The organism is Trinickia sp., from assembly GCF_051961175.1.
GTDB lineage: Bacteria > Pseudomonadota > Gammaproteobacteria > Burkholderiales > Burkholderiaceae > Trinickia.
In genome coordinates this window covers 1-5,726 of sequence record NZ_JBQCDN010000120.1, presented here as the reverse complement: position 1 = coordinate 5,726, position 5,726 = coordinate 1, and the positions used below count along the sequence as shown (strand labels likewise).

The window sequence follows — 5,726 nt, the reverse complement described above, 5'->3', positions numbered from 1 at the left end:
TACTGGATCGCGAAATCGGCGCCGAGCCCGATGAACAGCACCATGAACGCCACCGAGATCATGTTCAGCGAGCCGACCATCATCAGGCCGAGCGCGGCCGTGATGGGCAAGCCCACCGCCAGCGTGACGAGCACGGCGAGGATCATCCGTTTCGAACGCAGGGCAAGCCAGAGAATCACCAGGACCACGATGAGCGTGCCGATGCCGTTGACGACGGCACCGTCTTCGACCGACGCGAATTCCTCGTCCGCGAGCGGCTGCTCGCCGGTCAGGCGCACCACGGCGCCGTAACGCTTTTGCAGGTCGAGTTGGCGGGCCACCGCGCGAATCGTATCCGACGCCTGCGCGCCCGCCTGCAGTGCGCCGTAATTGACCACGGGCGTCACGGTGACGAACGCGCGCGCGGGTTGATGCGCGGCATCCGTATCGACGAGCGCCCGCCAGGAAAACGCCGCCTGCTTGCCCGCCAGGACGGCATCGACGGTATCGGCCGCGCGCGTCAACAGGTTCGCCATCGCCGGCAATTTGACTTGGCCCGACTGCAACGGCAGGCCGAGCATCGTCGATAGGGTCGTGGACAGCCCCGTGACGCTTGGGTCGTGCGCGAGCGTATTGATCAGCGGACGCGCTTGCGAGAGCTGGGCCGTCGTGCTGGCGACGCTGCCGGTGGGCAGAAACAGCATGCCGTCGTGCTGGAACAACGGCCCGCCGCCGGGTTGCGACACGGCGCCGATCTGCGCATGATGCGCGGGGCTGGACAAGGCGCCCGCCAATGCATCGGCAGCCGCGTCGGCCATTTCGGGGGCGCCGGCCTCAACGACGGCCAGGATGGTTTCGTCGCGCTGCGGAAAGGCGCGATCCATCGCATCGCTGAGCGCGGACCATTGCGCGTCGGTTTCGATGAGCTTGCTGACGTCGGTGTTGATCTGGAAGTGCCGCACCGTATAGACGCCGCTCGCCGCGGCCAGCACGAAGGCAAGTACGACGACCCAAACCGGTCGGCTTACAGACCAGTCAACGAGTCGGACGATGAGGGACGTCAGCATGGATGGGGAGGCAGTGGAGCAGGGGAGGCAAAACACCTAAGTATACCGGGGGACGGGCCGGCACCGACGGCCACCGCGCACCGCATCGCGGAACCGCTCGCCCTTGGCGTGCGTCGAAGTCGTGCGTTGAAACCGGAAGTGCCCGGGATCGGTATACTTCCCGCACCGCCCTATCGGCCCCTCGCGCGCGCGAGGGTGCCGCCGGCACTCTTTCCATCGAGCTCGAAATTCCATGAAACGTCATCTGTTCGCTTTTTTTACCGCGGCGTTCGTGAGCGCCGCCGCTTGGGCGCAAACGGCGCCTGTCGACGTCGTCAAGCAAGCCGTCGTGGGGACCATCGATGCCATGAAGCAGGACCCTGCCGCCCGCAGCGGGGACATGGCGAAGATCGCGCAAGTCGTGCAGACGCACTTTTTGCCGGCTACGAACTTCGACAGGACCGCCCGGATCGCCGTCGGCGACGCCTGGAAGCAAGCGACACCCGCGCAGCAGCAAGAACTGGCGAAGCAATTTAAAGTCCTGATGACGCGCACGTACGCCGCCTCGCTCGCGCAGCTCGGTACGCAGGATGCGCATTTTTCGTTCAAGGCCGAGGAGGCGGCGGCCAACGATGCACTCGTGATGTCGACGGTGACGACGCCGGGGGATAGCCAGCAAGTGGGCTACCGGCTTAGCAAGACCGGCAATGAATGGAAGATTTACGACATTGACATGTCGGGCGCCTGGCTCATCCAGGTCTATCAGAATCAATTCAAGGCGCAGCTGAGCCAAGGCGGGATCGACGGGCTCATCAAATTCCTCGCCGCGCACAACGCGCGCACCGAGTGATCCTGCCGGCGCCGGTCAACGCCGGCGCCGCTCCACGGCCACTTTGATCAGCTCGGCTTGCCCTTCTATTTCGAGCTTGCGCTTGATGTTGAGCCGGTGCGTTTCGACGGTTCGCACCGATAGCCCATAACGCTCGGCAATCTGCTTGCTCGAGAGCCCTTCGGCCAGGGCATCCAGAATCTCGCTCTCGCGCCGCGTCAGGCGTTCCGCCGGCGTTTGGAGCGCACTCGCCTGGATCATGCGGGCGGCGATGCCCGCGCTGAAGAACGTGCGGTTGTCGAGTACCGCTGAAATCGCGTGGACGATTTCAGTGGCCGGCGAATCCTTCAGCACATACCCGCTCGCGCCCGCTCGCACCGCCTGCGTCACGTATTCGATGTTGTCGTGCATCGATAGCATCAGCACGCGCACGGCTGGAAAACGTTCGTGAAAAACCCCGGCAAGCGCGATGCCGTTCATCCCGTTCATCCCCACATCCATCAAAACGAGATCGGGTGCCAGCCGCTCGGCCAGCGCCAGCGCGTCTTGGGCGTTGCCCGCTTCGCCAGCGACGACGAGTCCCGGTACGCCCTCGAGGCGCAATCGCAAGCCGTCCCGCACGAGCGGATGATCGTCGACGAGGATGAGGTTGGCAGGGCGGGGAGGAGCGAGCGCGTTCATGACGGACGATCGGTCTGCGCGGGTTCGGCGGCGCGCGTGGAATGGGAAGCATGGGAGGGCGGCAACGGCACCGTTGCTGTGACGACCGTCTGCCCAGGCTGCGAAGCGATCGTCAGCATACCAGCCAGCGCATCGAGCCGTTCGCGCATGTTGCGCAAGCCGATGCCGCCGCGCGCATCGGCCTGTATGCGGTCGACATCGAAGCCCTGTCCGTTATCGGCGATCGTCAGCGTGACCGTCTTGCCGTGCACGGCGAACGCGAGCGTAGCGTGCGAGGCGCGTGCGTGCCGCACGATGTTCGTCAGGGCTTCCTGTGCAATCCGGAACAACGCCGTGTTGATCGCCGCCGGCAGCGTAGCTTTGCGCGAGGCAGCATCCGTCTCGACTTGCACCTCGATGCCCGTTTCCTCGGCGAGTTCTCGCGTCAATTGCTCGAGCGCGGCGGTCAGGCCGAGGTCGTCGAGCATCGAAGGGCGCAACGCATGCGAAATGCGCCGTACTTCGCGCAGGACGTGCGACAAGCGCGTGAGCGCCGTGCCGAGTGCCGCTTCCGCGCTGGGGACGCGGACGTGCGGGGCGCCCGCCCGTTCGAGGCGGGCGAGCGCCGATTCGAGCAGCAGCTTCACCGAAACCATCATTTGGCTGATGCCGTCGTGCAGTTCGCGAGAGAGGCGCGCGCGCTCCTGTTCCTGCGATTCGACCGCCCTTTGCGCGAGACGCTTCAGTTTCGCATCGGCACTGCGATGCTCGGAGACGTTCAGAAAGAGCGCGCAGGCCATGATCACGCCAAAGCCGGCCAGCGCAATGGCGCCGATCCACATCATCGTGCGGCCAATGTTGGCCGATGCGCTGTTGTCGATGCCGGCCAGCGTCTCTTTGACGCCATCGAGATAGATGCCGGTGCCGATCATCCAGCGCCAGCGCGGCAGCGGCACGACGTACCCGAGTTTCGGTTCCAGGCGGTTCGTCGACGGCCGATGCCAGACATAGCGCACATAGCCGCCGCCCTTATTCGCTGCGTCAATCAGCTGCTGAATCGTCAGACCGCCGTTGGGATCTCTGAGCAGCCACCAATTATGTCCGACGAGATCGGGCTCGCGCGGATGCATCAGCGAATTGCCACGCATGTCGTAGACGAAGAAATAGCCGTCCGGGCCGAAATCGAGGCGTTGCAAGACGGCAAGCGCTTGGCGCTTGCGCGCCTCATCGTCGTTGGGGCTCGTGTTGGGGTTGTTAGGGTCGCCGCTGGCGTCGTAGAACGGCGCGATCGCGCTTGTGGCGAGTTCGACGTAATGCCGGAGTTCGGCCTGCTTGCTGGAAAGGTAGGCCGTTTCGACGGTTTTACGCTGTGCGTCGGCGAGCGCCGTCGCCTGCAAGCGAACGCCGATACCGATGCCCGCGATCGCGACGAGGAACGGCACGATCGCCAGCAGAAAGATCTTCGTCTTGATTCTCATCGCGACAGGAAAACGGGAAAGGGGCGGTGGCGGCGAACGCCCATGCCTAGCGAGTATGACGTGGCTCGGGCAATGCCGCCAGCGCCCCGAGCGAGATCACGCTGCAAGCGATCATGTAGTACGCGGGCGCCATCCAGTCGCCAGTCGCATTGACGAAGGAGGCGACGATGAACGGGGAGAAGCCGCCGAACAGCGCCACCCCCGTACTGTAGACCAGCGAAAAGCCCGTGGCGCGCAGCGGTTTCGGAAATGCTTCGCTGCATGCTTATCGGTGCAAATACGCACGTTACATCTAATGCGACGGCGACGGATTTTCGCGCAAGGCGGAATCGAAGAATTCGACGGCTCAGTCGATCGCCCGTGCATGTGCGGCGTCGCGGTTCACGAGCGGCGGGTCTTCGCACAAGCGTGCGAGCGTCGCTGTCATCGTCGGCAGGCACGTATCCAAAAACGTATCATGGGTCGCACCGGGGATCATGTCGACGCGCGGATGCAGAAGCAGGCCGGCGATGCGTTCGATGTTGGTGGGCGGCGGCGCGGTGACGTCGGCCGTTCCGGCGATGAGTTGAATGGGAATGTCGATTCCTGCGAGCGAGGCGCCGTCCAGCGCTTCTCCGATCGCGGGCGCGATGGCGAGGACGGCTTTGATCCGCTTGTCGCGGTACGACGCGCCCGAGCGTTGCATCGACGCGAGCGCTGCGGCGGAAAGCGGAGCGGGGGCGGCCGCCGTCGTTTTCGCCACGGGCGGATGGCAGTTCGAATCGGCAGCGCTCGAATGGCAAAAGGCTTCGAATGACCGGAGATCCGTGCGCGCTCCGGCGAGTTCCAGCACGGTATAGCCGCCTAACGAGAAGCCGGCCGCGCCAATCCGGCTCGCATCGATGTGCGGGCCGAGCGTCGCGTCGGCCAGCATGGCATCGAGCAATTCGCTCAAATCCGTGGTGCGCTCCCACCACAGCACGAGGCCTTCGCGCGTGAGCGGTCCCAATGCGTTGTTGCCCGGATGATTGACGCCGGCGACGATGTAGCCGCGTGCCGCCAGGCCCGAGGCGAGCCAATCGAGATCGTCGACGCTGCCCCCGGTGCCATGCGAAATGACGATGAGCGGGTGTCGTGCGGGCGCCGGAGCCACCGGTGCCCCGTCGGCGAAGCGGTGTGCTTGGAAGATCGGCTGATTCGGTGGGCCGATGTCGCGCGATTGCTCGGGCAGCAGAGGATCGACCGGATACCAAACGCGAGCGAGCAGCGCGTGCATGGATGCGCCGCGCCACTCTCGCTCGACCGCAGGGTGAATCGTGCGCGTGGATTCGCCGACGCCGTAGTCGCCGCGCGGCGCGCCGGCGAGCGCGGTCGTGGCCCAAATCGCGGCGATTGCAGCAATCAGTGTCCGGCGGCGGCGAGACATATCGAGTTTCCCTTTTTGGGTTAGGTTCTTCGCGCGCCGGCCATCGATGCCCGTCGCATTTTAAGTATCCCGCAGGGGGCCCGCCGCTTCGAGGGCGGTGCCGCGCCACTGGCTCGGCGTCGCGGCTGCCGATCTGAGCAGCCCATTAAACTAGAATCCGTCACCGAATTCAATGGAGACGATGTGCGCGCGCGGTTTTTGCTTGGGGTTCGGGTCGACTGAGAAGCGCTTTGGCGGTGCTATACGCAGCGACATGCCACCGGATTACGCGGGTGTCGGCTTCTTACGCACGATCACTATTAGAAAAACAAAGCCCTGGCCGTAGCCAG

Annotated in this window: 5 protein-coding genes; 1 reads left to right on the top strand and 4 read right to left on the bottom strand. The window is 64.8% G+C overall.

The annotated features are described in order from the left end of the window. Positions 1–1,046: MMPL family transporter (locus ACTHL0_RS06695; protein WP_440565864.1), on the bottom strand; the 1,046-nt coding region annotated here is incomplete at its 3' end. A gap of 232 nt (positions 1,047–1,278) precedes the next feature. Here ACTHL0_RS06695 and ACTHL0_RS06690 point away from each other — a divergent pair. Next, entirely contained in the window at positions 1,279–1,875 is a 597-nt protein-coding gene (locus ACTHL0_RS06690; protein ID WP_440565863.1) for an MlaC/ttg2D family ABC transporter substrate-binding protein, read from the top strand. Between the two features lie 15 nt (positions 1,876–1,890). Here the strand turns inward: ACTHL0_RS06690 and ACTHL0_RS06685 are convergent, their stop codons facing one another. The 3 genes from ACTHL0_RS06685 to ACTHL0_RS06675 all read right to left on the bottom strand — a co-directional run bounded on the left by ACTHL0_RS06685 (position 1,891) and on the right by ACTHL0_RS06675 (position 5,397). Beyond that, complete coding sequence (locus ACTHL0_RS06685; protein ID WP_440565862.1) at positions 1,891–2,535, bottom strand: response regulator; 645 nt, start codon at positions 2,533–2,535, stop codon at positions 1,891–1,893. Then, positions 2,532–3,992, bottom strand: coding sequence for a cache domain-containing protein (locus ACTHL0_RS06680; protein ID WP_440565861.1), 1,461 nt, complete (start codon positions 3,990–3,992; stop codon positions 2,532–2,534). Before ACTHL0_RS06680 ends, ACTHL0_RS06685 begins: the two co-directional genes overlap by 4 nt. Positions 3,993–4,338: 346 nt before the next feature. Then, a complete protein-coding gene (locus ACTHL0_RS06675; RefSeq protein ID WP_440565860.1) occupies positions 4,339–5,397 on the bottom strand; it encodes an alpha/beta hydrolase family protein in 1,059 nt (352 codons plus the stop codon). Positions 5,398–5,726 lie beyond the last annotated feature (329 nt).

Coding starts and splice junctions, on each gene's coding strand:
- ACTHL0_RS06685 (WP_440565862.1), bottom strand. CDS start 2,535: ATGAACGCGCTCGCTCCTCCCCGCCCTGCCAACCTCATCCTCGTCGAC.
- ACTHL0_RS06675 (WP_440565860.1), bottom strand. CDS start 5,397: ATGTCTCGCCGCCGCCGGACACTGATTGCTGCAATCGCCGCGATTTGG.
- ACTHL0_RS06690 (WP_440565863.1), top strand. CDS start 1,279: ATGAAACGTCATCTGTTCGCTTTTTTTACCGCGGCGTTCGTGAGCGCC.
- ACTHL0_RS06680 (WP_440565861.1), bottom strand. CDS start 3,992: ATGAGAATCAAGACGAAGATCTTTCTGCTGGCGATCGTGCCGTTCCTC.